Origin of the sequence: Acetobacter fallax (genome assembly GCF_011516735.1) — a bacterium.
Taxonomy (GTDB): Bacteria; Pseudomonadota; Alphaproteobacteria; order Acetobacterales; family Acetobacteraceae; genus Acetobacter; species Acetobacter fallax.
In genome coordinates, this window is record NZ_WOSX01000002.1 from 152,092 (window position 1) to 178,114 (window position 26,023).

The 26,023-nt window shown below is 59.7% G+C and carries 19 protein-coding genes and 1 pseudogene; 6 read left to right on the top strand and 14 right to left on the bottom strand.

The window, feature by feature from the left end; all coding sequences use genetic code 11:
* Positions 1-511: 511 nt before the first annotated feature.
* From GOB85_RS02680 to GOB85_RS02695, 3 genes are all read left to right on the top strand, one after another.
* Positions 512-874, top strand: a complete 363-nt coding sequence (locus GOB85_RS02680) for an FKBP-type peptidyl-prolyl cis-trans isomerase (protein WP_173575993.1) — start codon at positions 512-514, stop codon at positions 872-874.
* Positions 875-1,482: 608 nt separating this feature from the next.
* Entirely contained in the window at positions 1,483-2,781 is a 1,299-nt protein-coding gene (locus GOB85_RS02690; RefSeq protein ID WP_173575992.1) for a CNNM domain-containing protein, read from the top strand.
* Positions 2,782-3,140: 359 nt separating this feature from the next.
* Positions 3,141-3,545 carry a hypothetical protein gene (locus GOB85_RS02695; RefSeq protein ID WP_173575991.1) on the top strand — a complete coding sequence of 135 codons (405 nt, stop codon included), beginning with the start codon at positions 3,141-3,143 and terminating at the stop codon, positions 3,543-3,545.
* A 19-nt stretch (positions 3,546-3,564) separates the two neighbouring features.
* On the opposite strand, the gene GOB85_RS02700 is transcribed toward GOB85_RS02695, so the two are convergent.
* The 3 genes from GOB85_RS02700 to GOB85_RS02710 all read right to left on the bottom strand — a co-directional run bounded on the left by GOB85_RS02700 (position 3,565) and on the right by GOB85_RS02710 (position 9,819).
* Positions 3,565-6,009, bottom strand: coding sequence for an ATP-binding protein (locus GOB85_RS02700; protein ID WP_173575990.1), 2,445 nt, complete (start codon positions 6,007-6,009; stop codon positions 3,565-3,567).
* Between the two features lie 44 nt (positions 6,010-6,053).
* On the bottom strand, positions 6,054-8,318 hold the full coding sequence (locus tag GOB85_RS02705; protein WP_173575989.1) for a putative bifunctional diguanylate cyclase/phosphodiesterase: 2,265 nt from the start codon (positions 8,316-8,318) through the stop codon (positions 6,054-6,056).
* Between the two features lie 196 nt (positions 8,319-8,514).
* Positions 8,515-9,819, bottom strand: coding sequence for a DUF763 domain-containing protein (locus tag GOB85_RS02710; RefSeq protein WP_173576086.1), 1,305 nt, complete (start codon positions 9,817-9,819; stop codon positions 8,515-8,517).
* A 242-nt stretch (positions 9,820-10,061) separates the two neighbouring features.
* Here GOB85_RS02710 and GOB85_RS02715 point away from each other — a divergent pair, with 242 nt between their 5' ends.
* Positions 10,062-11,507, top strand: a complete 1,446-nt coding sequence (locus GOB85_RS02715) for a glycosyltransferase family 2 protein (RefSeq protein ID WP_173575988.1) — start codon at positions 10,062-10,064, stop codon at positions 11,505-11,507.
* A gap of 339 nt (positions 11,508-11,846) precedes the next feature.
* Here GOB85_RS02715 and pstS read toward each other — a convergent pair whose 3' ends face one another.
* The 4 genes from pstS to GOB85_RS02730 all read right to left on the bottom strand — a co-directional run bounded on the left by pstS (position 11,847) and on the right by GOB85_RS02730 (position 15,855).
* The gene (gene pstS, locus GOB85_RS02720; RefSeq protein ID WP_173576085.1) at positions 11,847-12,875 is read right to left on the bottom strand and encodes a phosphate ABC transporter substrate-binding protein PstS; all 1,029 of its coding nucleotides are present in this window, start codon (positions 12,873-12,875) and stop codon (positions 11,847-11,849) included.
* A 361-nt stretch (positions 12,876-13,236) separates the two neighbouring features.
* Positions 13,237-13,458 carry a hypothetical protein gene (locus tag GOB85_RS19145; RefSeq protein WP_242011239.1) on the bottom strand — a complete coding sequence of 74 codons (222 nt, stop codon included), beginning with the start codon at positions 13,456-13,458 and terminating at the stop codon, positions 13,237-13,239.
* A 24-nt stretch (positions 13,459-13,482) separates the two neighbouring features.
* Entirely contained in the window at positions 13,483-14,568 is a 1,086-nt protein-coding gene (locus tag GOB85_RS02725) for an ATP-grasp domain-containing protein (RefSeq protein ID WP_242011240.1), read from the bottom strand.
* Between the two features lie 30 nt (positions 14,569-14,598).
* Positions 14,599-15,855: an NAD(P)-binding domain-containing protein gene (locus GOB85_RS02730; protein WP_173575987.1), complete on the bottom strand. Its 1,257-nt coding sequence runs from the start codon at positions 15,853-15,855 to the stop codon at positions 14,599-14,601.
* A gap of 771 nt (positions 15,856-16,626) precedes the next feature.
* Here GOB85_RS02730 and GOB85_RS02735 point away from each other — a divergent pair.
* Both GOB85_RS02735 and GOB85_RS02740 read left to right on the top strand, forming a co-directional pair.
* Positions 16,627-17,205 carry a hypothetical protein gene (locus tag GOB85_RS02735; protein WP_173575986.1) on the top strand — a complete coding sequence of 193 codons (579 nt, stop codon included), beginning with the start codon at positions 16,627-16,629 and terminating at the stop codon, positions 17,203-17,205.
* 500 nt (positions 17,206-17,705) lie between these two features.
* The gene (locus GOB85_RS02740; protein WP_173575985.1) at positions 17,706-19,082 is read left to right on the top strand and encodes a hypothetical protein; all 1,377 of its coding nucleotides are present in this window, start codon (positions 17,706-17,708) and stop codon (positions 19,080-19,082) included.
* A 634-nt stretch (positions 19,083-19,716) separates the two neighbouring features.
* On the opposite strand, the gene GOB85_RS02745 is transcribed toward GOB85_RS02740, so the two are convergent.
* From GOB85_RS02745 to GOB85_RS02775, 7 genes and pseudogenes are all read right to left on the bottom strand, one after another.
* Positions 19,717-20,922: an ATP-binding protein gene (locus GOB85_RS02745; RefSeq protein ID WP_173575984.1), complete on the bottom strand. Its 1,206-nt coding sequence runs from the start codon at positions 20,920-20,922 to the stop codon at positions 19,717-19,719.
* A 55-nt stretch (positions 20,923-20,977) separates the two neighbouring features.
* Positions 20,978-21,709: a response regulator gene (locus GOB85_RS02750; RefSeq protein WP_173575983.1), complete on the bottom strand. Its 732-nt coding sequence runs from the start codon at positions 21,707-21,709 to the stop codon at positions 20,978-20,980.
* Positions 21,709-22,419 carry a phosphate signaling complex protein PhoU gene (gene phoU, locus GOB85_RS02755; protein ID WP_173575982.1) on the bottom strand — a complete coding sequence of 237 codons (711 nt, stop codon included), beginning with the start codon at positions 22,417-22,419 and terminating at the stop codon, positions 21,709-21,711. The genes GOB85_RS02750 and phoU overlap by 1 nt, the downstream gene beginning before the upstream one ends.
* Positions 22,420-22,435: 16 nt before the next feature.
* Entirely contained in the window at positions 22,436-23,242 is an 807-nt protein-coding gene (gene pstB, locus GOB85_RS02760; protein WP_173575981.1) for a phosphate ABC transporter ATP-binding protein PstB, read from the bottom strand.
* A gap of 4 nt (positions 23,243-23,246) precedes the next feature.
* Complete coding sequence (pstA, locus tag GOB85_RS02765; RefSeq protein ID WP_173575980.1) at positions 23,247-24,137, bottom strand: phosphate ABC transporter permease PstA; 891 nt, start codon at positions 24,135-24,137, stop codon at positions 23,247-23,249.
* On the bottom strand, positions 24,134-25,138 hold the full coding sequence (pstC, locus tag GOB85_RS02770) for a phosphate ABC transporter permease subunit PstC (protein WP_173576084.1): 1,005 nt from the start codon (positions 25,136-25,138) through the stop codon (positions 24,134-24,136). The genes pstA and pstC overlap by 4 nt, the downstream gene beginning before the upstream one ends.
* A 784-nt stretch (positions 25,139-25,922) precedes the next feature.
* A pseudogene (locus GOB85_RS02775) lies at positions 25,923-26,023 on the bottom strand (IS5/IS1182 family transposase); the annotation flags it as partial.

Sequence of the window (26,023 nt, forward strand, 5' to 3'; positions counted from 1 at the left end):
GCATCTTTCTTCAGTGACCGGTCCATCCCGGCGGCACGCAGGATATGCTCCTGTGCTTCCCGACAAAGCAGCCGCGTCAGCCTGGTGTCGGACAGCCCCGGCGGTTTCCAGAACCATTGCACAGCCCGAAGCCCGGCTTCAGGTCAGCCTGCCAGACCCGTTTCCCACACGGATTGACTTCCACTGAAGCCGGGGGAAAATTTATGTCCACTTTCGGAAAGCATGCAACGATACATCCCGTGACCGACATAAAGGCGAATGCCACCTGTCAGTTAAGCGCACCCGGCGGACAGGCAGTCCGGGCCGGGGAAGCGAAAGACCGATGTTGAAAAGCAATACTGAAGTCCGGTGCCGGTTTCCACCATACCGGCACCGGGTCAGGCAGGCTGGTTCAGTGCGCTGCGCGAGCGCAGGACACCCTTCCACCAGGGGCGATTGTCTGGCACGGCTAACGGAGTGACTTAACCAGGCGATGCAGTGCGTGCTGCTATCGCATCCACGGAGTTCAACGATGGCAGAAGATTTCAAGACCCTGCAGACAGGCTTACGCTACCGCGACGACGTGGTCGGTGATGGTGCACAGCCGACAAAGGGCCAGACAGTTACTGTCCATTATACAGGCTGGCTGGATAACGACGGAACGCAAGGCAGGAAGTTCGACAGCTCGCGCGACCGGGGATCGCCATTCACGTTTACCCTCGGCGTGCAGCAGGTGATTTCCGGCTGGGATCTTGGTGTCGCATCAATGCGCGTTGGCGGCCGGCGCACGTTGCTGCTTTCTCCTCAACACGGCTATGGCGCACACGGTGCGGGCAGTGTCATCCCGCCGAATGCCACGCTGATTTTTGACGTCGAGCTTCTCGGTATCGACTGAGCTTCTGAACCCAGCCAGGACTCCTCACCAGGAGGTGGAGGAGTCCATTGAGCGCTGGCGAACGTCCTCATCCGGGAAGGATCGGGATCAGCTTCATGCTCGTCATCGTCTCGCAGGACATAACGTCCAGTGAAGAAGCGACCCGCCGCCCGTTCGCTCAGAACTGAGTCCGTGGCCAGTTACCGCAGTCTCGGAGGCTATTTCAAAAACCTCTTATCGCGCGCCGGACCATGTGAAAGCGGGCAGCGATATCATTATCCCCTGACATGGCTTTGGTCAGAATTCTCCGTTGCGGATTTCGCCCCTTCAGATCGCACGAACTGTCGCCGTCAGATATTTGCCCTGCACGACAGAAGTGCAAAAACCCACACCTCCCCGCAACCGGCTCAGAAAAAACACGCCAGGAAAAAAGCACACGGGCGCTGCCCGAACCCGGAAGGGAGCACAGCTCCTTCACTCTGATCTGCTGAGTGATGAGGCCAGCAGCCCGGGACTGACATACAAAGGGCCACCACAAAAACTGGCCCCACCCCCCACAGACAGGTTATACCCCCTCAACGGCCACGCCCTCCCGGCACAGGCCGCTTAACAACACTCCGGTCGGTCCCGTGCTTCTGCTGTTCCTGGGCGTCATCGCCCTTATCCTGCTCATCGCCATCAGTATCCTGATCTCGCTCTCCGAAATCTCCTTCGCCGCCGCGCGCGACGTCCGCCTCCGGGCCCGCGCCGACGCCGGCGACGAACGCGCCACCGCCTTCCTCGCCCTCCGCCGTAACAGCGGCCAGGTGATGACCGTCCTGCAAATCCTGCTCAACGCCGTCGGCATCCTCGGCGGCATGATCAGTTCGGAAATGCTCGCGCCCCCCATCGCCAATATCCTCACCGGCTGGGGCCTCGACAGCGCCAGCGCCCAGAGCATCGCCTCCGCCACAGGCTTCGTCTTCACCACCGGAATCTTCGTCCTGTTCGCCGATCTGCTCCCCAAACGCATCGCGATGAACGCGCCGGACCGCATCGCCCTCTCCGTCGGATGGTTCCCCGCCGCCGCCCTGCGCGTGCTCTACCCCCTCGTCTGGGTGTTCTCAAAAATCTCCGACGCCCTGCTCCGCGCCCTCAAAATCCCCGCCGCCTCCGCCGTCGAACCCGTCACCCCGGAAGACCTCCGCGCCATCCTCGCCGCCGGCACCGCCTCAGGCGTGCTGCTGGAGCAGGAACACCAGATGATCCAGAACGTCCTCGGCCTGCAGGACCGTTCCGTCACCTCCGCCATGACCCCGCGTGACGAAATCGTCTATCTCGACATCCAGGAATCCCTGGAAGACCAGCGCGACAAGGTCCGCGTCCGTCCCTATTCGCGCTACCCGCTCTGCGATGGCGGGCTCGATCACGTCATTGGCTCCATCCGCGCCGAAGACGTCCTCGTCGTCGCCGTCGACTCCCCGACAACTCCCATCGCAAAACTCCGCCGTGACGTCCTCTCCGTCCCCGAAACCCTGAACCTGTGGGACACCCTTGCCCAGTTCGATACCCACGGCGCCGGCTTCGCCCTCGTCGTCAGCGAATACGGTCTCATCGTCGGCCTCATCACCTTCAAGGACATCATGGGCGCCCTCATGGACGGCCTCGCCAACCCCTTCGAGGAACAGGCCATCGTCCGCCGCGATGAAAACTCCTGGCTCATCGACGGCGCCGCTCCCATCGGCGATGTCATCCGGGAACTCGGCGTCGCCGACCTCCCGGACAGCGCCTCCTTCGATACCGTCGGCGGCTTTGTCATGCACCGCCTCCGCCGCATGGCCCGTAAAGCCGACCGGACAGACGCCGCCGGATTCCGCTTCGAAGTCGTGGACGTCGAAGGCTTCCGCATCAACCAGCTTCTCGTCACAAGACTGGAACGCAAGGATTAAATCCGCCCGGAAACCCACCAGAAACCGCAGACCTCCGAAAATCATCTCATCCGGACAAACCGGGGTGCAGAAGACCAGACTCCGCCCGCACGAGGAAGAGGTCGCGGCCCCCTTCACCCAAACTGTTGATCAATAAGCAGGTTTGCAAAGGCTCTGTTGTCGTTAGGTGTTGATCAGTGATTTTTCAAAGGGTTGGCAGAATCCGGGCTCTGCCCGAACCCGGCAGGGACCGCAGGCCCCTGCACCCCGATTGAATGCCCGCGAAGGATTGGAATCATCCGCGCACAATGTGCTTTAAAAGACGCTCATCACGTCGACCCCGAGCACACCGTTCGTTACACCGCCTGGAGATGGTCCCGATGGAGATCACATACAACCCGGACAAAAGCGTCATATCCTTCCCCGGCAGCGGATTGCTAACGTTTCGGGAAGCCTGCAACTATCTGGGAACAGCCAGTCATCTTCTGAAGCTCATGCGATTTCTGCGCTGCGGCCCGCCCACCGTCTCCATCGGCGGAAACACCGTCTACCGCGAAGACGACCTCCTCTGGTTCCGCATGAAACTCATGAAAGACGTCGGCCTGAGCGGTCTGGAAACAGTCTCAAGAAGCGCGGTCACAACCCGCCTCTACGAAAAAGCACATCCCGGCATCGATGTCCTGATGACCCTTCTGTGCAAACGCTACATCCGCCGGAAACTGATTCTGACCACTCTGTGGAGCCTGTTCGTCATCGGCGTTGTGATGAATCTGATCCTTTTCTAAAACCAGCGCACCCCGGCCCTCACGGCGCCTCCGCCAGATAAGGCAGCAACGCCGCCCGCACCCGCACCATCTCTTCCTCAACGGCCCGCACCCGATCCGCCGGCCCCACATTCCCGGAAGTCCCCCACCGCCGACACAAAGCCACCAGCCGCTCCGCCCCCACATTCGCCGCCGCACTCTGCAAAGCATGAGCAGCATCCGGCAATCCGCTCACATCGCCAACTTCAGACGCCGCCCGCATCTGCCCGATCGTCGTCCCGGCATCCTGCAGAAACTCCGCAACCACATCCGCCCGAAACGCCGCCCCGCCAAGATCGCCCAGATCCCGCATCGCCTTCCGGTTCACGCCGGAAGCAGGAAACGCCACGACACTCTCTTCACCACCCGGCATCGCATCCGGCAACGCCTCATCGGCGATAACATCAGACACCACCTCAGCCGATCCATATCGGTCCAGCACATCCAGAAGCGCCCCGACATCAACCGGCTTCAGCAGAAACCCGTCCATCCCCGCCTCCCGGCACCGCTCCCGGATCTCAGACGAAGCATCCGCCGTCAGCGCGACAATCGGCGTGCGCCGCCCGTAAACCACCTCCTCCAGACGCCACATCTTCGTCGCATCAATGCCGTTCATCAACGGCATGTTCACATCCATCAGCACAACGTCAAACCGCTCGCGCTCAAGCGCATCCAGCGCCGCCTCACCATCACTGACAGCCCTCCAGTCATGCCCCGCCTGCTCAAGTATCTTTTCCGCAACCATGGAATTGACCGCGTTATCCTCCGCAACAAGAATCCTGCATTTCTTTCCCGATACTTTCCGGATCTCCTCCCGCTTCTTCTCAGCCTGCGGCAACACATCAGAAAGCAAAGACACAGCAGACCGCAAAAGTGCCGGATCACCACCCGCCAGCACCTCACACTCCACCATCCCCCCCTTCCGGGCAGGCCCTGCGGACCCGCTGCGGGATGGCTCAACAAAAGCCAGATGCGCGACCAGAGCCGGAACAACCCCGCTCCTGCCCCGGACGATTCTCCCGGCAAGATCACCCGAAGACGGGTCCGTCACCAGAATGGCACGCCCCTCATGCCACCGCAGCCGCTCCCCCGCCTCCGTGACCGTTTCCACGCGCTCAACCTCAAGCCCCAGAGCCCGCAAAGCGCCACTCAGCGCATCCCGCCCCTCCGGCTCGTGCGTCAGAAAAACAGCCACCGGCCACTCCTCCGGCACCACTTCCCCACCCTTCATCACACGATACGTAAAGCGAAACACGCTGCCCTGATCAGGCACACTCTCAACACTCAGCCTGCCGCCATGCAGATCAACCAGCTTCCGACAGATCGCAAGCCCCAGCCCCGTTCCGCCAAACCGATCCGGAACACTCCCGTCGGCCTGAGTAAACGACTCAAAAATCTGCTCCTGCGCCACAGAAGAAATCCCGATGCCCGTGTCCTGAACCGCGACACACAACTCCAGCGATCCATCCGTCAGTTCCTCCACCCCGAAGGTCAGAAGAACAGAACCACTCATCGTGAATTTCACTGCGTTAGAAACAAGGTTTCGTAAAATATCCTCAAGATGCCGTCCATCCCCGATCATCCGGGCCGGAACCGATGGTGACATGACGCACACCAGATCAAGCCCCTTCTGTCGCGCTTCGGCATGCACCATACCAAGCACATTGCGCACCACGGTCATCAGCGCAAAAGGCTGCGACCGCAGCGGAATCCGCGCATCATCCAGACGCGTAAATTCCAGCAATTCATTGATAATACCGAGAAGAGAAAGCCCCGCATCATGCATGGCACAGACCATGTCGCGCTGCTCACGACCCAGCCTCTCAGACTTCAGAATCGTGCTCAGCCCCAGAATCGCATTCAGCGGTGTACGCAACTCATGACTCACGGCCGCAACAAAAAATGTCCGCGCCCGGGTGGCCTCTTCCGCCTTCCAGCGCATTGTCGAGACAAAGCGGGTCAGTGACGCCGCATAAAGCGGAATAATCAGCAACCCCGTTACCAGACCACCCAGAAGATGTCCCGTTCCGCTCCAGATCGGAAGTGGCCATTCCGCAATCAGAAAACCCGCCGCCCCAAGCACCGAACCGGCAACCAGATACCCGGCGCCAAAACGCAAACCAAAACCCAGCGTAATCCACAGAAAGACCGGATAAAGCGGCGTCGCAGCCGCCTCGCAAAGCCTCATGGCAACAGCCAGAAAGCCCATATCCCACAAAAACTGAATCACACACCGTCGCAGCGACGACCCCGATGAACGCCAGAGCGCCACAGCGAACAGAGACGCCATGCTCAGCGACACACAACACAGCGCTCCCTGCAGAATCGCCTCGCCGGATGACGAAATCCCAAGCGCATAAAGCACGAAAACGTAAAATGACACGATGAACGTGATCGAAAACCGGTTCAGAACAACCTGAAATTCTCCCTCTCCGCCCTGTCTCATCCGGAATAAAAAATGCGTCGTAACCGACCGAAAACCCGAGACGATCATGGCGCCAGCTCAGAGCCCTCCGCGAAAACCGTCCTGTGTAAATCGATGTCCCCGCTCTCCTGCCGCCACGCACCCATTGACGCATGAATCATCGCAGCCACCCTGTCAGCAGGTTGCGGGCGACCAAAATAAAATCCCTGCCCCTCATCACAACGCTGCTGCGCCAGCCAGCGCGCCTGCTCCGGACGCTCAATCCCCTCCGCCGTCACCCTGATGCCAAGATTGCGACACAACGTAATCATCGACCGCACGATCGCCTGATCCGCCTCAGAGTCCTCAATCCGGTCGATAAATGACTTGTCGATCTTGATCCGGTCGATCACCAGCCGGCTCAGATACGTCAGAGATGCATAACCCGTGCCAAAATCATCCACCGCCACAGCCGCCCCGAGCTTACGCAAATCCTCAAGCTGCCGGTTCGCAGAATCCGTATTCGCGATCAGAACCGATTCCGTCAGCTCAAGTTCAAGATCGTTCGGATTGATCCCCGTGCGCTCAATCACATCCAGAACCGTGCCGCGAACATCCCCCCTGCGGAACAACACACCCGACATGTTCACCGCCATCCGGACAGACATTCCCTCCTCAGCCCAGGACGCAAGCTGGCGACAGGCCTCATCAAGAACCCATTCCGTGATCTGCACAATCAGACCGGTCTCTTCCGCCACCGGCAGAAAAGCACCCGGCGCAAGCAACGTCCCGTCAGCCCGCCGCCAGCGCAGAAGCGCCTCCACGCCGACAATCCGCCCGGACCGGAGATCAAGCTGCGGCTGATAATACAAAACCAGCTCACGCCTGGCGACAGCCTTGTGCAGATCAAGCTCGATCCGCATCGCCGCCTCTTCCGCCTTCTCCATTTCCGGCTGAAACAGCCTGCAGGAATTCCCGCCAATGGCCTTGGCTTTATACATCGCCATATCAGCGCGCCGAAGAATCGCATCAAACGTGTCCGGCCCGCCGTGATGAATCACAATGCCGATACTTGCCGTCGTGATCACAACACTGTCGTCCGCCCGGCCCGACTGACTGTCCGAGCCGTCTCCGATCGCAAACGGCGGAATAAACTCATCCAGTATCCGCCGGGCTGCCGCACGGACCTCCGCCTCCCGATCCTCCTGCGTGAGCCGAAGCACAATCCCGAACTCATCACCACCCAGTCGCCCGATAATCACCGCATCCGGCAAAATCTCCGTCAGCCGCGCCGCGACACTCTTCAGAACCCGGTCGCCCGCGCTGTGCCCCAGCGTGTCATTGATCGCCTTGAAACGATCCAGATCGAGCTGTAACAGCGCAAAAGGCCGCTCCCGGCTCCTGCTGTCCCGCAGCAGAGCATCAACCGACCGCCCGACCTTCAGACGATTGGGCGCCCCCGTCAGCTGATCGCGATAGGCCAGCGCATGAAGTTCCTGCTGCGCCTTCTTGAGATCGGTAATGTCGAGCGACGTTCTCAGCCGCAGCGGAATATCACTGCTCCCTCCCTGCAACGGCGTGTCCGAAGTCAGAAAAACACGATCCACCCCTTTCAGGTCACGGATAACTTCCTCGTATCTGACCGTGCAACGCGCCCTCTGCTCGCCGATGCAACTGGCAAGTCCGGCCTGCACACCACACATTTCAGGCGAGCAGTGCTTCTCTTCCACCGCCGGTCCGGTCGCCAGCGTCCCCGTCAGCTCCTCCGGCGTCGTCCCCAGCGATTCCGCCAGACACCTGTTGACGAAAACATACCGCCCCGTCGCGTCCGTCGCGCTGATCATCGCCGGAACCGTGTCAATCACCTTGAGCAGATTCTCCCGGCTGCAACGCAGCAGAGTCTCCCGCGCGCGATGACTGTCCGCCAGCTCCCGTTCCAGAACCAGCGCCCGCATGCTCGCCTGCTTCCGGCTCATCGCAATATCCAGGAGATTCTTCCCCCGCGTGACAAATTCGCGATGATCAACAGGGCTAAGCAGAAAATCCGTCGCCCCGGCCCGTAACGCCGTCAGCCGGTAATCCCGGTCCTCATACGCCGTGACCACGATCACCGGCACGTCATGTCCCCATAACTTCTGCCGCACCGCTGTAATAAACGCCGGGCCGTCCATCCCCGGCATCCTGAAATCGGTAATAATCAGGTCAGGATGATACCCGGCGTCAAAACGCGCCAGCGCATCGGCGGGAGATGCAAATGCCTCAACCTCCACAGCCGGCGCAATTTCTCTGGCCAGACGGCAAAAAACAATACGGTTCGCGGACTGGTCGTCCACAATGGCGATCAGTTTCATTTAGTCCTCACGAAACAGGATCGCAGCGGCTGGAGGGGCAGAACCACACCCGGCCAGCAAAAATTAATCAGAAGGCCGACAGCACCAGCGCGCAGCCCATGTGGCGGGTCATAACATCAATAATGTAACGGAATACTTAACCGCCGCCCGAAACCGTCGCAAATGGTAACATCCCGGAACGCACACCCGGATAAAGTCAGCCGCGCCCTCCGGACGCCGGCCGCCTCCCTGCCCCAGCCTCAACGCTCGCGCCAGACCGTTTCCCATCCCGCACCGGCGGCGGCTCCCACCCGAAAACACTCCGCCCGCCATAACTGTACGACGCCGCCCGCTCCCCGGCGATGTACGTCTCCAGCGACGGTCCCGAAACCCGCGCCTCAAGCCGCCGCGCCTGCTCATCCAGCCGCCGCACCGCCTCCAGACGCTCCTCATTGCCCAGCTTCGCCGCCGTGACAGCCCCCTTCAGCATCGCAATCGTCCGGTCATAAACGTCCGTCGGAACCGGAAACGGATGCCGGTCCTTGCCCCCATGCGCCATCGAAAACCGTGCCGGATCAGCAAACCGGCACGGCGTCCCATGAACCACCTCCGCCACCTGCGCCAGCGCCTGAACCGTTCGCGCCCCCACCCCCGGAACCAGCAGCAACTCCTGAAAATCCCGCGGCCCACATTCCGCCGCCGCCGCCAGAGCCCCATGCAGACGCCGGATCATCACATCCCCCGACCGCACATCATGATGCTCCGGCATCACCAGATGCGGCAGCATCCCCTGCAGCGGAGCCTCCTCCACATCCCGCCGCAGCAACGCAACTTCCCGAACCACCGCATCCGGTCCCGCCTCCAGCAACAGCTCAAGCTGCGCCCCCCGCGACCCCGCCGCGCGCCGGTCCGCCAGATTCACAATATTCCCCGCCGGCTTCCCCTCAATCGCGCTGTGAGGGTCTTCCACAAAACTCTCCAGACCCTCAGACAGCCAGTGATACCGGCGCGCATACCGCGTGCCCTCGTTCATCCCCTGCTGAACCACCACCCAGCGCCCGTCATCCGCCACCACAAAACTATGCAGATACAGATTGAACCCGTCCTGAACCGCCGCACTGTCAACCTTGGCCACCAGCCGGCTCGCCCGCGCCAGAGCCACGCCGTCCAGCCCCGTCACATTCCCCACCGCCGCCAGCTCGTCCGGCGTCCGGCGCGAATGCCGTCCGCGCCCGCCACAAACATGCAGCCCAAGCTCCGCCGAAAGCGGCTCAAGCCCCCGCTTCAACGCCCCCATCACACTCGTCGTAATCCCCGACGAATGCCAGTCCATCCCCATCACCGCACCAAACGACTGAAACCAGAACGGATGCGCCAGACGCCGCAAAAACTCGTCCCGCCCGTAATGATGAATCACTGCCTGCGTAATCACCGCCCCCAGACGACTCATCCGCTCGGCCAGCCACATCGGAACCCGCCCGCCATGCAACGGCAGATCCGCACTTCCCGCCCGGCGCGTCATCGTCCCTCCCTGAATATCACGCTCATCACCCGGCCCGTCCGGCGTGCCCCCATGAACGTAGCATGAACACACCACACAGCAGAACCATTCTGTCTGATGCAACACGCCTTCATCCTCCGGTTGCACAACAGTTCCCGTCCCGCACGAAAAGCGTTCCGGTGACTTTCCCGCCCGATCAGGCAGGTCTATATTTTGAGAACTGAGAAGAACCTGTCGCCCGGACAGATCAGCAGGAAGAAATCATGAAAACAGCCATTGCTCTGTTCGTTAAAAACGAAGTGCATGACATCGCCGCCTGGATAGGATGGCATTTTGCACAAGGCGTGGACAAACTCTTCATTTACGATGACCACTCAACCGACGGCACTTACGAAGTCCTCCTGGCCGCCCGGTCGCTGTTCAATATCGCCGTCGGGAAAACCGACCCGAAAACCACACCGCATTTTTACCGGCGGCAGGGCGACGCCTATATGGACGCCTGCCTGAAAGCCGCCGGCCAGTTCGACTGGATCGGCTTCCTCGACGGCGACGAGTATCTGTCGCTGCAACACGACACCACCATTGGTGACTTCCTCGCCCGGTTCGACACTGCCGACGGCATCGGCCTGAACTGGCGGATCTACGGCAGCAGTCACCGCGCCCTGAAAACAAAGATCCCGCCCTACGAGGCCTTCACATTCCACGCCTCAAAAGACCTCGACGACCAGCATCTGATCAAAAGCTTCATCCGCCCGGAAAAATGCACGCTCAATTATATCAATCCACACCGATACAGCCTCGAAGGCGATAACTACGTGGACGCCTCCGGCAACCGTTTCGAATGGACCGCCGAAGGCTGCAAGACCATCTCCTGGGAAAACGCCTGCATCAATCATTATTACTGCCGGACCATGGAACACTATATCGACAGAATCAGAAAACGCGCCGGCTTCGATCTGCACGACTCAACCGGATACTGGGAACACTTCAACAGAAACGACATCAGCCAGAAAGAACGACCCGAAACAGTCGCAAAAGCCAATGCCATCGTGCAACAGATCCGGGAGCGCTGCGTCCGGGACTACATCGCTTCCATCTCCGGCACGAACCCGGCCTCCGGCACACCACACTCCGCCGCCAGAGTCTTCAGCCTCCGCTGCCATACCGGCTCCGGCCCCGCGCTCGATCAAAACATGACGTATCTGAGCCAGCGCCCCGAAGACGACGTTTCAGTAAAAGTTTCCGGTATTGTCTACAATGATGACCCCGACCATATCTGGCTCGCCGTGGAAGACGGTCCTGTCATCCGCAACATCCCCTTCCACATCCAGGAAGACGGACGCTTCGCCTGCGCCTACAGATTCGTGCTCGAAAAACGGGATAACAGCGACGGCTTCCTGCTCAGATCGCCCATAAACGACAAATATCTCTGCTTCATCGCCCTGGAACACGGTGCCGCCATCGAGTGCAACCGCGAAGACGGCGCAGACTGGGAAACAATCACTCTCACCGAAAAATCCGACAGCACACTGACCCTGTCAGACAGCCCCGCCCACATCGACAGCCCGCCTCACGTCCTGAACTTCATCAGAGAACACGGCAGCACAGTGTCATACAGCGATGTCCTGCTCGCCCTGGACAGCCTGCCACCCCACGCCCGGAAAGACTTTCTGGACGCCGAAGAAAATAAAATCATCTCCTGGCTCTGACACCAGCCTCAGAAAGAAAGCACAGGCTCTGCCCGAACCTGACAGGGACCACAGGCCCCCGCACCCCGATTGATTCATAATAAAATGGTTTCCAAAGGTCTGTGACCTTTGGTGGGTTCCAGGGCAAAGCCCTGGAAAGGAGCCAACACTTAATGCCAACAGAGCCCCTGCACCCCGACTTGTTTATCAGCCAATCGGGGTGAAGGGGTCCATGACCCCTTCCGGGTGCGGACAGAGCCCGCTTTAACAGCCCCCGGCAAAAACCCGTCCCATCGCAAAAAAGGGCTCCCCGCACCATGACAGCGCGAAAAGCCCCCCTGAAAAGCCGTGACCCGGAGCTTATTTGTGCCCGGGATACTCAGCTCCAACCTTCATCTTCACACTCTCCGGCAGCGCCACATAGTCCAGAGACTTCGCCGTCGCGTCACCCGTGCGGAACGAATAGTCAAAGAACTTCCACACCGCCGCGCCACGTGCCGCATCCTTCGGCGCCGTCGGAACCAGCACGAACGTCGCCGACATGATCGGCCACGCGCCCTTGCCGGCGCCGTCCAGCAGATCAACCGCGAAATGCGACGCATGATCCCAGTCCGCCGCCGCAGCAGCAGCCGAGAAACTCGCCAGATCCGGCGTCACAAACTCACCGGCCTTGTCCTGCAACAGAGCCGTCGGAATCCCGTTCCGGCGCGCATAGGCATACTCAACATAACCAATGCCACCCTCGGTCGCCCGCACAGAGGCCCCGACACCGTCATTGCCACGCGCACCCGCGCCACCCGGCCACTGAACCGATGTCGCCGCGCCAACCGCATCTTTCCAGGCCGGCGAAACCTTCGTCAGATAGGACGTGAACACAAAAGACGTGCCCGAACCATCCGCGCGATGCACAGGCGCAATCGCCAGATCCGGCAGCGAAACACCCGGATTCAGCGCCACAATCTTCGGATCGTTCCAGTTCGAAATCGTGCCCAGATAAATCTCGGCCAGAACCGGACCGCTCAGCTTCAGCTGACTGGACGCAATCCCCGGAACGTTCACAATCGGAACAATCCCGCCCATCACCGTCGGAAACTGATACAGAGACGCGGAAGCCAGCTTCTCAGGCGCCATCGGCGCATCGGAAGCCCCGAAATCCACCGTCCCGGCCGTCACCAGATTCTGCCCGGCACTGGATCCGACGCTCTGATAATTCAGCGAAATACCTGTCGAAGACTTCGCCTTGTCCCCCCACGCCTGATAGATCGGCGCCGCGAAACTCGAACCGGCACCCGTGATCTCCGCCGCAACGGCATGAGACGTGGAAAGATACGAACCAACAGGCGCTGCCGTCAGCAGTAGCGCAGCAAGCAGGCGGTTGCAGGACAGCATGTCGTACTCCTCAAAACGACCGGCACAGCACCGGCCACAGGCACCGTTCAGCACCATTCCCCGCACTCCTACCGCACTTCTCCGGAGCAGAAAAATGATGTCTCTATGACAAAACACGAATCACAGACCTGCCCGGCACTCTGGTCCTGTCACCGCCAGGAACCTGTCCGGAAGTTCGACGAGATATGATTCAAGCTCCGGATGTTGCCGCCCGCCATGCTGTCACCTCGCCCTTCGGCTGGACGCGCGCGCAAATGGACAACCAAACGCAGCGACAGACCAGATACACAGGGTCTGGCCTCATGGTCTGTGTGAGCCCGGCTTCCCTCACCAAAGGTCAATCCACAACAACAAACAAACCTCAGCCAGCAGAAGACGGAAGACCCGCACCCATGCCGGTTCTTCGCAACAGGGCACACAGCGCATCCTGTGCCTGCCCCGTTTTCACAGGCTTCTCACGACTTGCCACGCGCCTGGCCCGATCCTCCAGCCGCGCAACAAATCCCCGTTGCGGCCATGGACGAAGCAACATCTCCCTGACCAGTTCAGGGTAGTGCCAGGGAACATCGATCCAGGCCGCCATATCATGAATACCGGCCTGTTCCGCCTACACAACGGCCGGAAACAGCGCAACAAGCGTGTGTTCAGACACATCCCCGCCATGACCGGAAGCCGTCACAGCAGACCCACCCGAAAAACGCTGCAAAAGCCGCCGAACCAGCGTGCTCCCGCCATGCCGCAGATGACCGGTCTGCGTCAGACGCGGATTCATCTCTATGAAATGATACGTACCGGTGGCGGCACATCTGACAAAATCAAGACCAAAAAAGCCCGACAGTTTCAGCCTGGCACAGACCACGCGCGCCGCCCGCTCCATATCAGCAGACTGCGTCACTTCGATCACCGTCGCCGCCCCCGTCCGGCCCATGAACGAAACGACATCGACCCCAAGACTGCCAATAATCTTTCCTTCCTGACACGCCAGCATGATGTTGGCCGGCATGCCTGCGACATAGGCCTGCGCCATGACCGATCCCGGCCGACGCACCAGAGCTTCCCTGAAAGAATAAACATCCCGCTCAGATAGCAGCGTCCGCAGCGCACTCGCCACCCCCGGCGGCTGTGACAGACGCCTGAAACTGCTTTCAGCCTCCTGCACCGTGTCAGCAATCACCACACCACACCCGCCCCAGCTCTGATCGCGCTTCAGCACCCAGGGCCCGGGCCGGCCTCTGCACCAGCCACGCACATCGTCCACCGTCGCCAGATCCATAGCGGCAGGAGTGGGAATCCCCTCTTCCCGCAAAGTATCAATCAGCTTCATCCGGGTCTGCGCATATGAAAAACAGTCTGGCGAACCAAGCGATGTCTCAATGACCTCCCGACACCTCTTTCCCCGCGCCGTCTTCGCATCGGATGCATTGTAAACCCGATGCAGCGCCCTCACGACCCGATCATCAGCCGGAACAATCAGGTCCGGTTTCGTGTCCATGATCGCGCCTTCCAGCATGCGGATCGAAGAAACACATGGATAATCACGGAACGTCGCAATGCCCTTCAGGCACCGAAGGGAATGACCCGACGGACAGATCGCATGAACCGTTACGCCACTTTCAATACACTCCACCGCGGCCCGCGTAACAGATGACCACCATACGGAAGCGATCACAAGAACCGTAAAATCACTTTCCATACCGAGCCCTTTCCTGTTCAGATCACCGCATCAGAAAATGCCGAAAAACCTCTGCTGAGCGAAAGCCGTCTGCGGCGCCTGCCGAACCGCCAGCCCGCGCGCCAGATGCCCCGTCAGCCGTCGGGCCGCAAAACGCGCGCCCCACGCAAAACGCAGCAGCGGTCCAAAACTGTTCGCAGCCACAGGCCCGATGAAATAAAGACCCTGAACGCTCGACTCAAAGTTTCGTGACAAGGCCGGCATACTGTCCTCCGTGCGGATCGCAGAAATCAGCGCGCGATCCAGAAAAGGAATGCGCACCGTGTCAATCCGGACACCAGTCCCCGCGAAAACATGATCAACATCCAGAGTCCGCACACAACCCGCCTGCGTGTCCGCAAACTCCAGACGGATCGCATCATCACGACAGACAGCAGATTTCAGCGCCATATTGAGCAGGATCGGCACATGTTCCCGAACAACCTGGCCCGTAACCCATCCCGCCGCAGGCCCCAGATGCTTCCGTGTGATCAGAAGACGGAAGCCTGTCGGAAGAAGACGAAAAATGTCAGGCCAGTCGCAGGCCATCCGCGACCGCCATCCCGTACCCAGTCCCGACCGGGGTTTTGTCACGGAGCTGACAAGCTGTTTCAGTCTGTCCACTTTACGGGGCGGCTCACCGATCAGAACCTGCGAACGCCGCGCGCACAAAAAGGCTTCAGCACCAGCCTGATGCAGCAGACACGCTGTATCGACCGCCGAAGAACCGGCCCCTATGACCGCAACGCGCTTACCTGCGAACCGGCCGAACGAAATCCCGTCAAATGTATGACTGACCCGATCGGGCGGAAGATCCTGTAATGCCAAAGGCATATAAGGAAAAGATCCAATCCCCGCAGCCACGACAACATTTCCGGCCCGAACGGTTTCGCCGTTTTCCAGATGCACGGCAAAATCGCCCGCAACGCCGGACACCATCGTGACCAGCAACTCACGAAGTTCCGGTACATATTTCTTCTGAAATGCCTCTCCATATTCAGCAAATATCTGAGCGGAGACCGGCGTTCCCACATCAGTGTAAGGATATCCCCGCTCCTCGCAGAACCGGGCAAGAGTGAAAAACCGGTCCGGATCAAACAGATCAAGCGCGAACCCTTCCGCCTTAAGACGTAATTCGCCAGGAACATGATCACGCCAGAACCCCATCGGCCGACCAAAAATCCGGAAATTCACGCCCCTCTCACGAAGATGGGCCGCCAGCGACAGACCATAAGGCCCCGCCCCAATAATAGCCACGTCAGTATTCATCAGAAATCCACCAGAAGGGAAATATGAAACCGAACGCTATTCAGAAATATTGAAGTATAAGACGTCTATCCGCCCTTCAGCAAAAAGCATCGGGTCATCAAAATCAGAGCATCAGAAACGGAATACATCTCAAAAAACCGTACGCCCGCCAGCTAATCATCATACATTTAATTTACGACAAACAGCAATTAAAAAACACACCGCTGTCATTTACTCTTTTCAGCCCCCCTCACCCTGTCCCGAAACCCGCACCTTCATCACCAACTCTTCACGATGCCCCCGGGTTCAGACAAAAACTTCGTTCCGGCTCAGAAAATCCTCAGACCAGTTCATTATTCTCATCCATCAGACCACAATCATGCTCCGGAACCGCCATTCGTCTCAGCACCTCCAGACCCACCAGCAGCACAGTCAGGGAAATCTCCACACTCATCATCCCCGCTGACAATAGTGACGCTCTGTACTACCGCCACACCGACCGCATACTGAATCACTCAGACAACATCAGAAATCTTCCCCTGTCTGACACGCTGATCTCAACCTCCGGTATCGCATCAGATCAGATGTACCCGACCATCCGACCTCCCGCGATTGCATGTCGCGTCACGCAGAGCCGCAGCGTTACGCACACCCTGAACACAGTCCGGCCACACCTTCCTCATACGTCGCCGGAAGCATCTGCGGTCTGTAAAAACGAATAACATGGACGCCCCCGCAATATTGTAACTATATGTTTCCCGATATACGGCTCCCTCTCATGTTGAAATCGTCATGAAACACATTGTCCTTCCCGCCAGCTTCATCACCCTTCTCACTGCCGCACTCTTCGCAACACCGCACCCCGCCCGGGCCGCCGCCATGCACAACATGCCAATGGCCGGGACGCCGACGCACAACACCCCAACCTGCCCCTCTCCCGACAGTGCTCTCCCGGCAGCGCCCGACTCCTGGCGCAGCCCCACCCCGATCACCGCCGCAACAAACGAAGCCGCTCTGCCCAAAGCCACCCTCACCCCCGGCAAAGCCGCCCTCGTCCACCTCGCAAACACACCGGATATCTCCTTCGCCACCCGACCCGGCGAACCCGGCGACAACACCAGTTCCGGCGGCATGGTCAGTTTCACCGTGCCCATCGCCGGCACATGGCAAATCATGCTCAGCCACCGCGCCTGGATCGACCTCCTCAGCAACGGCACAGCCGTCATCTCAACCGGCCACCATCACGGCCCCGCCTGCTCCGGCATCGGTAAAATAGTAGAATTCCCGCTCAGACCGGACACGACCTACACCCTGCAACTCAGCGGCAGCAGCAAACCCGATATCGAGGTGATGGTCGCTCCTGCAAAATAAACATAGCTCCAGCCCCCTGCCCGATCCAGGGAGCGAAAACGATCCGAAGCGGCGCGGCCGACGTGTTATTCTGAACCCGTAAAATATGCGCCGAACCGCGCCGCGGAGCACCGGCAAAGGGATATTTGAAACCCCTTCTCAGACAACGCCGCGCCACGCTTTCGCCGCAGGAAATCCCACTTACACCAGGAATCCCCGACGAACCCGCATCCGCGCCCTGACACCCTGTCCTGCTGTCTTCATCAGTTCCGGATTTCTCAGAAATCGTCAGAAATACCGACCCGAGCGCTGAATCTGAATATCGCATCCGATAATCCGATTCCGATTCGTCATCCCATATTTCGGGAATCGGGCAAAAATTGACATAAGGTTAATTGTTTATTACCCGAAACACCGCGGAACAATCGTTTCGCAAATATTAACGTGCAGGAAACGCCACCCCTGCTGGCAGCTTGTTGTTGATTGCAGGGCCGTTTCACGGAAGAAAAGGCATCTGACTTATGACGTCCACTTACTGGACCGGAACAACGTCAAAAGACTTCTACGATGCAAGTAACTGGAGCACAGACGAAGTCCCGAGCGATTTTCATGACGTCGATCTCGAAGGCTCATCGACAGCCCCGGTCGAAGCCATCGCCAGCACAGCGTCGTCCACACCCATCCCGAGCCTGACAATCGGCGATGACGCCACACTCGACATCACCGCGCATGACTGCTCCAGCAGCACGACACCCGTGTTCGAAGCAGATGCCATGCAGATCTTCGAGACCGGAACCCTGACCGTCGACACGTCCTCGGACGTGGAACTCGGAATCAACGAGATCGGCGGAACCGTCAACATCATCAACAATGGCGGCAACACGCACTTCACGACGACACATCTTTCCGGTGACGGAAACCTGAATCTGGTGAACTCCACGGTCGGCAGCGATTCCGCTCCCCTGTCGATCGACAGCCTGATGAAAGTGTCGCTTACCAAAGGCAGCACACTCTATACCGGCTCCACGGAAATCGGCTCGTCCATCACGTTCGATTCCTCGAAGGACGAACTCGTTCTCGATGCGAAGCAGGACGCAGGCCAGACACTCACCACCGCTTTCTATGGCGTTTCAGCGAATACGGAATTCGCCGTGAACGGCACCGAAGGCGTCAAAGCTGTCTCCGCGAACTACACGGAAAATTCCGACGGCACCTACACACTCTCCATCGGTCTCGACAACAATCAGACCATCACCCTCGATGATATCCATACGGCTTCAGGCTTCACGCCAGGCAGCCTGACCATCACAACAGACAAAGACGGCAACTACGTCGTCGATAACGCCTCTTCCTCCGGCAGCGGTTCCTGCACCCCGTCAGGCGAGCACCACCACGGCTGCGGCGACCATACCGGAAGTTCCTCATCAGACAGCAACTCCTGCCAGCCTTCCGGCGAGCATCATCACCACGACAGCAGCAGCTCCTCATCAGGCGGAAACTCCTGCACCCCGTCAGGCGATCACCACCCGGACAGCGCAAACAACGGCAACATCTGCGACCACAACGGCAACGTGTTCCCATGGGCCATCCAGGGTGATCACTGCGCTTCAGGACACTCCGGCACAGCAAGCACAGGCGGCAACGGTTGCGCACCATCAGGCACCACCCCTGCCTCGTCGTCAGACTGCAACTGGTGGCACTCCGTCAGCGAAGCCTTCACGCCATCCGCTTTCGGTCACGGATCGACCACCGAGACGGCTCACGCCGGCGCCTGTGGTGCACAGAACTGGCAGTCCTTCACGTCTCACGGCTGCACAACTGTGGGGATACACGACACCACACACAGCTCCGGCTGCGTCATCCCGACACACACCAGCCAGCCAGCGATCTGCGCCTGATCGGCAACACGGCATGACCGGCTAAAACCATCCGGTCACGCTGTTTTCCGATAAAAAAGGTCCGTCCGGAGTGTTCCGGACGGACCTTTTGCGTCCTGATACCAGCCTGCACAAAGATTGATCGTCGGGAAGAAAACCCGGGCTCCGCCCGAACCCGAAAGGGGTCGCAGACCCGTCTACCCCAATTGATTGATAATAAGATGGTTTCCAAAGGCTCTGTTATCATTAAGTGCTGGCTCCTTCCCAGGGCTTTGCCCTGGAACCCACCAAAGGTCACAGACCTTTGGAAACCATTTAATTAAACAAATCGGGGTGCAGGGGCCTGCGGTCCCTGCCGGGTTCGGGCAGAGCCCGGATTCTGCTAACTCTTTGAAAAATTACAGATCAACACGTAATAATAACAGAGCCTTCGCAAACCGTTTATGATCAGCAGACCGGGGCACAGAAGCCTGTGGTCCCTGCCTGGTCCGGCCACAGATCAGTCTTCATAACCTCCGGCATCAGCCCAGATAAAAACCACCACAACAGCACTATTAAAAAGAAACGATCCCATCAGAATAATTTCAAAATACCACCCCACCCGTACACCGCAGAGCACTACACAGACACTCCTCCCGCGCAGATCCTCCCGGACTCACTCCAGCAACAGCGACGGTCGCTCCCGCGCCTGCCGCCGTTCTCCCCGCACCGGTAGCCACACCGTGCAATACGTCCCCCGACCCACCTCACTCTCAATCGACAGCCGGCCATCATGACGGTCGATAATATGCCGCACAATCGCCAGCCCCAGCCCATAGCCCGGCGCCGTCTCCCCCCGTCCACCTTCAACCCGATAAAACCGCTCCGTCAGCCTGGGCAGATGTCGCGCCTCAATCCCCGGCCCATTATCCGCAACCGTGAACGAAACGCCCTCTTTCCCGCCGACCTCACTCTCCGCCATCGTCAGCGAAACAACCGGCACCCGACCACCGGTCGAAGCATATTTGATGGCATTCTCAACAAGATTCAGAAGAACCTGAACAACCTGATCCTCATCGCCCTGAAAGGTCAGCGGCTCCGCCGCTGTCTCCAGCACAATCCCCCGCACCGAACAAAGCGGCGCCGATTCATCACGCACCCGCGCCACAGCCCGCGCCGCATCCACCTCACCACGTGGCTTCCGATGCTCCGTCATCTCCACACGCGACAACGTCAGCAACTGCTCGATCAGCCGCTGCATCCGCCCCGCCTGCGCCGCCATGATTTCAAGAAACTGCTTCTGAGCCGCAGGATCATCCGCAGCCGGACCCCGCAACGTCTCAATAAACCCAATCAGCGCCGCAAGCGGCGTCCGCAACTCATGGCTCGCATAAGCCACAAAATCCGCCCGCACCCGCTCGACAGCATCCTGCTCGGACCTGTCAGATAAAATCGCAAGAACCGACACACCAGCCTGAGACAGCTTCTCCGGCACCAGACGCAGGACAAGCCGCACAACACGCCTGACAGGAACATCAAGAATCACATCAACAGTCGCCAGAACGATCTCCCCGTTCAGACTCTGTAAGGCCGAAAACACCTCCGGATGACGCACAATCGTGCCCAGCGCATCCCCGAAAACCGCCAGGGCCTCAGTGTTCGCAAACCGCAAACTGCCATTGCGCGTCAGCAGCAAACCACAGTCCGGAAGAAAATCGAGCATCTCCTCCAGCCCGACCTCGCGACCGGCCGCGTCATCCCGCCGCAATACCGGCAGAAACGGCGCCCGTCGCGGCAATCGACGCCCGCCTGCAATCCATCCGGCCACACCGCTCAGACATGAAACCCCGAGCAGACACAACGCCAGTCCGGCTTCGGTCATGCTTCCTCCTCCCGTCGGCGCTCACCCACCAGCCAGACAGGAAAGACCGATCACATCATTCCGCACCGTTATCGAGCGCATATCCCGCCGAGCGAACCGTGCGGATCATATCCCGCTCATCCGGCCCGTTAATCTCCCGACGCAGCCTGCGGATATGAACGTCCACAGTCCGGACCTCCACATGAATATTCTCGCCCCAGATCGCCTTGAGAATATCCTCGCGCGAAAACACCCGCCCCGGCCTGCGCATGAAAAACTCCAGCAACCGGAACTCCGTCGGCCCCAGCTGCAACGTCCGGCCGCCACGCTCCACCCGATGCCGCACCAGATCGAGCGCAATATCCTCAAATTCCAGCACATCGCTCGGCCCGGCCACACGACGCAGCATCGCTTTGATCCGCGCCTCCAGCGTCGCCATGCTGCACGGCTTGGTCAGATAATCATCCGCCCCGTTCTCAAGACCACGGATCGCATCCGCCTCCTCAGACCGCGCCGTCAGCATGATCACAGGAACCTCCCGGCTCCCCGGCAACGCCCGTAACCGGCGACACACATCAATCCCCGAAAGCCCGCCCGGCAACATCCAGTCCAGAAGCACCAGAGAAGGACGAAAAGACGCCGCCAGATCCAGAGCCGCCGCCCCGTCTCCCGCAATCGCCACAGTATAACCCGACTTTTCCAGATTATACCGCACCATGATCTGCAGCGAAGGATCATCCTCCACCAGCAAAATCCGTCCGCCCGTCCCGACCGGCCCCGCCGACGGCCCGACAACCGTCTCAGACATCAGCGCGCATCCGGCGAGGATGAATGGCCCAGCCCGCCACGCGGTCGCACCGACGGAAGCATCTCACCCGTCACCGCATAATAAATCCGCTCCGCGATATTGGTCGTATGATCGCCAATCCGCTCCAGATTCTTCGCGACAAACAAAAGATGGATACAGGACCCGATATTACGTGGATCTTCCATCATATAAGTCATCAGCTCACGAAACATCGCCGTATAAAGCTCGTCCACCGCCGTGTCGGCCTGCCACACCGCAACCGCCTGATCCCGGTCCCGCGCCGCCAGAGCATCAATCGCCCGACGCAGATTGTCCTGCACCAGCCGCCCCATGCTCCGCAGCCCGATCAGCGAAATCCCGCCATCCATGTCCAGCTTCAGCGCCCGCCGCGCAATCGAGGCCGCATAATCCCCGATCCGCTCCAGATCGCCCGTGATCTTCAGCGCCGCGACAATCTCGCGCAGATCGATCGCCATCGGAGACCGCAGCGCCAGAATGCGGATCGCCAGCGCCTCCGCCTCACGCTCCAGCTCGTCCACTTCAGGGTCCAGATCCGGCGCCTCGATCGCCGCCTCCTCATCCCCTTCCACAACAGCCTTCACCGCCTGCGCGGTCTGGCGCTCCACCAGACCACCCATCCGCGCCATCATGCCGCGAAGACGCTCCAGTTCCTGCTCATAACTCTTGACGGTATGCGTCGCCTCGGTCATCGCCCCAACCCCCGCTTCAGCCGAACCGGCCGGTGATATAATCCTGCGTGCGCGTCTCACGCGGCGCCGTGAAGATCCTGTCCGTGCTGTCCATCTCAATCAGCTCGCCAAGATAGAAAAACGCGACCTGATCCGCGCAGCGCGCCGCCTGCTGCATGTTGTGCGTCACAATCGCAATCGTGAACTCCTTCTTGAGTTCATCAAGAAGTTCCTCAATCCGCGCCGTCGAGACCGGATCAAGCGCACTCGTCGGCTCGTCAAGCAGAACAACCTCAGGCCGCGTCGCAATCGTGCGCGCAATGCACAGACGCTGCTGCTGCCCGCCCGAAAGCGCCGTCGCCGAAGCCCGCAACCGGTCCCTGACCTCGCCCCACAGCGCCACACGCCGCAGCACATCCTCAACCCGCCCGTCCATCTCGGAACGCGACAGCTTCTCATGCAGCTTCACGCCAAACGCAATGTTGTCATAAATCGACATCGGAAACGGCGTCGGCTTCTGAAACACCATGCCCACGCGCGCCCGCAGGCGGTTCACATCCATCCCCGGAGCAATGACGTTCCGGCCGTCAAACATCACCTCACCCGTCGCCCGCTGGCCCGGATAAAGATCATACATCCGGTTCAGAACCCGCAGCAGCGTCGATTTGCCACAGCCCGAAGGCCCGATCATTCCCGTCACCTTCCGGGTCGGAAACTCCATCGAAATATTGCGGAGAGCCTTGTTCTCCCCATAATAGAAATCAAGATTCCGCACGGAAATCGCCGGCTTATCCAGCCCGGCCTTCTCCGCCACAGCCCGCTCAGACACAGCTGTCCCGCTCATCCGCTTAAGCTCCCTTCCGGCCAAAGCCGACCCGCACAAGAATGTTGATCGCCAGCACACCCAGAGTCACAAGAAGCGCCCCCGTCCAGGCCAGTTGCACCCAGTCATCATAAGCCGACCCGGCATACTGATAGATCGTCACCGGCAGGCTCGCCATCGGCTGCGCCAGACTGACAGACCAGTCCATGTTGCCCAGCGACGTAAACAACAGCGGCGCCGTCTCGCCCGCCACACGCGCCACCGCCAGCAAAATCCCCGTCAGAACCCCCGTCCGGGCCGCCCGCAGACAAATGAATACAATCACCCGCCATTTAGACGCCCCAAGCCCGATCCCCGCCTCACGCAGCGCGATCGGCACCAGACCAAGCATGTCCTCCGTCGTCCGCACCACAATCGGCAACGCCAGAATCGCCAGCGCCACAGCCCCGGCAAACCCGGAAAAATGCCCCGTCGGAACAACAATCAGCTGATAAATGAACAGCCCGATCAGAATGGACGGCGCCGATAACAGCATGTCCGAGACAAACCGCGTCGTGGACGCCATCCAGCCCCGGCCATAATCCGCCAGATAAATCCCGCACAGCATCCCCAGCGGCGCGCCAATCAGAATCGCCACCGCCGTCTGGATCAGACTGCCGACAATCGCATTCGCCAGCCCCCCGTTCATCCCCGGCGACGCCGTCGAATGAATGAACGTTACCAGCGACAGACCCGCCAGCCCACGCACCAGAAGCGTCAGCAAAATCGAACACAGCGCCAGCAAAGCCACACCGGTCGCCACCAGACTGAGCCCCGTCGCCAGACGATCCAGAAACCGGCGCCGCAACGCCAGCGAACCCTGCGGCTTCCACCGGTCCGATCCGCCAGACACCGTCTCGGCCCGCTCCGCGCTCATCGCCTGCCCTCCTGACGTCCCGCAAACCCCAGCATCAGCCGGGATGCCGCCAGCGCCAGAAAAGACAGCGCCATCAGAATCGTCCCCAGAGCCATCAGCGATGACAGCTTCACGCTCCCCGACGGACTCTCCGGAAACTCCAGCGCAATCAGCGAGGCAATCGTGTTCCCCGGCGCAAACAGAGACCAGCCGATCCGGTTCGCGTTGCCGATCACAAACGTCACCGCCATCGTCTCACCCATCGCGCGGCCCATGCCCAGCACAATACTGCCCACAACCGCCTTGCGCGACCAGGGCAGAATCACACTCCGCATCACTTCCCAGCGCGTCGCCCCCAACCCGAAAGCACTCTCCTTCAGAACCGCCGGAATCGACGCAAACACGTCACACATCACCGCCGTGATGAACGGCGTCACCATCACCGCCAGAATCACGCCACCCGTCAGCAGGCCTGTGCCAAACGGCGCCCCCTGAACCAGCGCCCCGATCCCCGGCACATGCCCGAACCAGTGCCGCGCGAACGGCTGCACATAATGCGCGATCAGCGGAACAATAATGAAAAAGCCCCACATACCGAAAATGATCGAAGGCACCGCGGCCAGAAGCTGAACCGCCATCCCCACCACGGCGGAAAGCCGCGCCGGCGCCATCTGCGTCAGCCAGAACGCCGCGCCAAATGCCAGCGGAACCGACATCAGCAGCCCCAGCGCACTCGTCACAACCGTACCGAACACCGGAGCCAGAGCCCCGTAATGCTGCGTCACCGGGTTCCAGACAGAAGAGACCAGAAAGGACGGCCCGAAGGTCGCAAACGCCTTCATCCCGCCCAGAACCATAACCAGAATAATGCCGCCAAGCAGGGCCAGAACAGCAATCCCGCTGCCCGTCACCAGACAGCGAAACAACCCGTCACCGTCAAACGATCGTCGGCTACTCTGCTCAGAGCCCGCCGGAACGTGTCCGCCATGGCCGCCAGACCCGTCTCCCGAAACCTGACCCATGACGTGCGATGTTCCATCCATAAAGGCGCTCCGATCCCCCTACGTCCGGCGACCAATACTGAACGCCACCCCCAGCGGCAACCAGGGAACTCACCTCCCGGCATGACATTTTTATTGCATCAACAAAAAACCACCACAGATAGCAGGAACAGCAACAACCATTCAGGCACACATCAAAAACAAAAACCAGTTTTATAAATACAAAAAATAATAATTCAAAATAAAACCGTTTTTAATAAACAGCAAACACCACAGCCACACACCCCTCATCACCCAATCCCGACGATTACAAATAAAAATTCCCCCGAACATGAGAGCGATGCCCTTTGTAAGGGTTCTGTCAGCGTTACGTGTTGATCTTTGATTTTTCAAAGAGCTGGCGGAAGCCCGGGCTTCCGCCCGGACCCGGAAGGGGTCGCGGACCCCTTCACCCCGATCTATTTAATAATAAAATGGTTTCCAAAGGTCTGTGACCTTTGGTGGGTCCCAGGGCAAAGCCCTGGAAGGAGCCAGCACCTGACGACAACAGAACCTTCGCAAAGCGAATGCACGTCCTTCGTCCTTCGCGCCCGGAAAGGAGCCGACCCTGTAATACCAGAGGGTCTGGCCTTTGACCTGTGTGAGACTGGCTGGGCTCTGGAACCCGGCAAAGGCTCGCCTTTGCAAACCGTTTGTTATCAACAAACCGGGGTGCAGGGGCCTGCGGTCCCTGCCGGGTCCGGGCAGAGCCCGGATACTCTCATCGACAGGTCAGTCTTCACAACCTCTGGTATAAGAGCCTGAATCAGAAAGCGGTTTGATTGATTTTTCGCAGAACTCTGCGGATATGGGCAATCATCAACCATGCGCAGGATGACGAGATTGTTGTCTCGACATCCTTCGTGA

Excerpts from the sequence above, each read along its gene's own strand:
- GOB85_RS02725 (WP_242011240.1), bottom strand. The coding sequence starts at position 14,568 with ATGGAAAGTGATTTTACGGTTCTTGTGATCGCTTCCGTATGGTGGTCA.
- GOB85_RS19145 (WP_242011239.1), bottom strand. The coding sequence starts at position 13,458 with ATGGCGGCCTGGATCGATGTTCCCTGGCACTACCCTGAACTGGTCAGG.
- GOB85_RS02680 (WP_173575993.1), top strand. The coding sequence starts at position 512 with ATGGCAGAAGATTTCAAGACCCTGCAGACAGGCTTACGCTACCGCGAC.
- GOB85_RS02715 (WP_173575988.1), top strand. The coding sequence starts at position 10,062 with ATGAAAACAGCCATTGCTCTGTTCGTTAAAAACGAAGTGCATGACATC.
- GOB85_RS02730 (WP_173575987.1), bottom strand. The coding sequence starts at position 15,855 with ATGAATACTGACGTGGCTATTATTGGGGCGGGGCCTTATGGTCTGTCG.
- GOB85_RS02705 (WP_173575989.1), bottom strand. The coding sequence starts at position 8,318 with ATGAAACTGATCGCCATTGTGGACGACCAGTCCGCGAACCGTATTGTT.
- GOB85_RS02750 (WP_173575983.1), bottom strand. The coding sequence starts at position 21,709 with ATGTCTGAGACGGTTGTCGGGCCGTCGGCGGGGCCGGTCGGGACGGGC.
- GOB85_RS02735 (WP_173575986.1), top strand. The coding sequence starts at position 16,627 with ATGAAACACATTGTCCTTCCCGCCAGCTTCATCACCCTTCTCACTGCC.
- GOB85_RS02710 (WP_173576086.1), bottom strand. The coding sequence starts at position 9,819 with ATGACGCGCCGGGCGGGAAGTGCGGATCTGCCGTTGCATGGCGGGCGG.
- GOB85_RS02740 (WP_173575985.1), top strand. The coding sequence starts at position 17,706 with ATGACGTCCACTTACTGGACCGGAACAACGTCAAAAGACTTCTACGAT.
- pstA (WP_173575980.1), bottom strand. The coding sequence starts at position 24,137 with ATGAGCGCGGAGCGGGCCGAGACGGTGTCTGGCGGATCGGACCGGTGG.
- pstS (WP_173576085.1), bottom strand. The coding sequence starts at position 12,875 with ATGCTGTCCTGCAACCGCCTGCTTGCTGCGCTACTGCTGACGGCAGCG.
- phoU (WP_173575982.1), bottom strand. The coding sequence starts at position 22,419 with ATGACCGAGGCGACGCATACCGTCAAGAGTTATGAGCAGGAACTGGAG.
- GOB85_RS02745 (WP_173575984.1), bottom strand. The coding sequence starts at position 20,922 with ATGACCGAAGCCGGACTGGCGTTGTGTCTGCTCGGGGTTTCATGTCTG.
- pstC (WP_173576084.1), bottom strand. The coding sequence starts at position 25,138 with ATGGGTCAGGTTTCGGGAGACGGGTCTGGCGGCCATGGCGGACACGTT.
- pstB (WP_173575981.1), bottom strand. The coding sequence starts at position 23,242 with ATGAGCGGGACAGCTGTGTCTGAGCGGGCTGTGGCGGAGAAGGCCGGG.
- GOB85_RS02695 (WP_173575991.1), top strand. The coding sequence starts at position 3,141 with ATGGAGATCACATACAACCCGGACAAAAGCGTCATATCCTTCCCCGGC.
- GOB85_RS02700 (WP_173575990.1), bottom strand. The coding sequence starts at position 6,009 with ATGAGACAGGGCGGAGAGGGAGAATTTCAGGTTGTTCTGAACCGGTTT.